Raw genomic sequence first — 2594 nt, 5'->3', positions numbered from 1 at the left:
GCGGCCCACGACACCGCATCCGCCGCCGGCACCGACACCTCCCGCCACGCCACCTCGAACAACCCATCCGGAGCCGTACTCGCGGCAGCGGCCGCCATGGCGCTCTTGGACACCGGACGTGTGACCAGTGAATCCACGCTCAGTACCAGGGCACCGCTCTCGTCGGCCACCTGCACCGACACCGCGTCCGCCCCGGCCGGGGCGATGCGCACCCGTACCGAAGTGGCCCCCTCCGCGTGGAGGGTGACCCCTTCCCAGGCGAAGGGAACACGCACCTCGTCCGTGCCCGTGTCACCGGCCCCACGCGTCGTGCCGAGAAGCTGTGCGTGCACCACCGCGTCCAGCAGGGCGGGGTGCATTCCGAACCCGTCGGTGTCCACGCCGGACGGCAGCTTCACCTCGGCGAAGACTTCCGGACCGCGCCGCCAGGCCGCGCGCACGCCCCGGAACGCCGGCCCGTACTCGTATCCCTGTCCGGCCAGTTCCTCGTAGGCGGAGTCCATGGCGACCGGTCGTGCGCCGAGAGGCGGCCAGCGCTTCAACCCGAACGCCGGTGGCGATGTGGGTGTCCCGGCCGCGAGCACGGCCTGCGCGTGCAGCGTCCAGGGCCCGTCGGTGTCGTCCGCTCGGCGGGAGTGGAACGACACCAGGCGGTCGCCGGACGGGTCCGCCTCGGCGACGGTGACGTTGAGCTGCACACCACCGGTCGCCGGGAGCACGAGGGGCTGCTGGAGGGTCAGTTCGCGTACTACGGGGCAGCCGGACCGGTCCCCGGCGTGCAGCGCCAGCTCGACGAAGCCGGCGCCAGGTACGAGCTGGTGGCCGAAGACCGAGTGGTCGGCCAGCCAGGTGTGGCTGCGCAGTGAAGCGAGTCCCGTGAGCAACATGCCATCCAGAGCGGGTAGTTCCGCCACCGCGCCCAGCATGGGGTGCTCGGCCGAGGCCAGTCCGGCGGACCCGACGTCCGATGAGCGGGTGGACACGGCCGGCCAGTAGCGCCGGTGCTGGAACCGGTACGGGGGCAGGTCGAGCCGTCGGCCGCCCGCGTGGAAGGCCGTCCAGTCCACGCGGCCGCCCGACGCGTGCAGCGCGGCGGCGGAGCGTACGAACTGGTCCAGACCGCCGGCGTCGCGGCGCAGCGTGCCCACGATGGTCACGGGTCCGACGGACTCGCAGATCTCCTCCATACCCACGGTGAGCACGGGGTGCGGGCTGATCTCGACGAGGTGTCCGTGACCCTCCTGGAGGGCGGCGCGGGTGGCCTCCTCGAAGCGCACGGTCTGCCGCACGCTCTCGTACCAGTAGGTGCTCGTCAGTGCCGCCGTGTCGAGGGCCGCACCGGTCACGGTGGAGTAGTACGGGATCTTCGAGGAGCGGGGCATGACCTCGGCCAGTGCCTTGAGCAGACGCTCGCGCAGCGACTCCATCTGCGGTGAGTGCGAGGGGTAGTCCACCGCGATGCGCCGATACCTGATCCCGGCGTCCTCGCAGTCCGCCAGGAAGGCGTCGATCTCGTGGTGGGCACCGGACACGACCGTCGTGGACGGGTTGTTCACCGCGGCCACCGCCAGCGTCCTGGCTCCGGTCAGTCCCGCGCGCACGGCGGCGACCGGAGCCATGACCGAGACCATCGTGCCGGTTCCGGCCACCTCGGTCAGGGCGATGGACCGCAGCAGCACGATGCGCGCCGCGTCCTGAAGGGTCAGGGCTCCGGCCACGTAGGCGGCGGCGATCTCTCCCTGCGAGTGGCCGATGACCGCGTCCGGCACGACTCCGAACGACCGCCACAGCGCCGCCAGCGAAACCATGATCGCGAACAGCACCGGCTGGAGTACGTCGACGCGGTCGATGTCCGGGGTGCCCGGGACTCCGTGCAGGACGTCCAGGAGGGACCAGTCGACGAACTCGGTGAAGGCCTCGGCGCAGCGGGTCATCTCCGCGGCGAAAGCCGGTGCCGAGTCCATGAGTTCCCGGCCCATCCCCAGCCACTGCGAGCCCTGACCGGGGAAGACGAACACCACACCGCCCGTGCCGGCGGTTCCGTTGCGGGCGAAGCCGGTGATCACACCGGGGTTCTCCCGCCGCTCGGCGAGGTCGGCGAGGCCGGTGAGGAGCTGCCGCCGGTCGGCGCCGAGCACGACCGCCCGGTGGTCGAACGCCGAACGCCGGGAGAGGGAGAACGACACGTCGGCGACCCGGGAATCGGAGCCGTCCCGGCCGAGCCAGTCGGCGAGCACGGCGGCCTGGTCGGCCAGCGCCTCGGGGGTCTTGGCCGACAGAGGCCATATGCCTGCGACGGCGCGGCCGAGTTCCTCAGGGGATGCCGCATGCGGTGCCGCGGGCGCGGCAGCGGGGGCTTCCTTGGCTTGTTCGATGATGACGTGGGCGTTGGTGCCGGACAGTCCGAACGACGACACGCCCGCCCGTCGGGGACGGTCCTGCTGCGGCCATGCGCGTTCGGTGGTGAGCAGCTCCACCCGGCCCGCCGACCAGTCCACATGCGACGAGGGCGCGTCCACGTGGAGCGTGCGGGGCAGGGTGCCGTGCCGCAAGGCCTCGATCATCTTGATCACACCGCCGACACCGGCAGCGGC

General features: G+C 72.0%; 1 protein-coding gene. It reads right to left on the bottom strand.

Annotated features, from left to right (window positions below; translation table 11 throughout):
- A partial coding sequence (locus tag ACZ6B1_RS34170; protein ID WP_468784651.1) for an acyltransferase domain-containing protein occupies positions 1-2594 on the bottom strand: 2594 nt, incomplete at both ends.

It is taken from the genome of Streptomyces sp. NPDC041129, from assembly GCF_055592265.1.
Note: the sequence above shows the minus strand (reverse complement) of the source record. Positions and strands in the feature narration are given on the sequence as shown.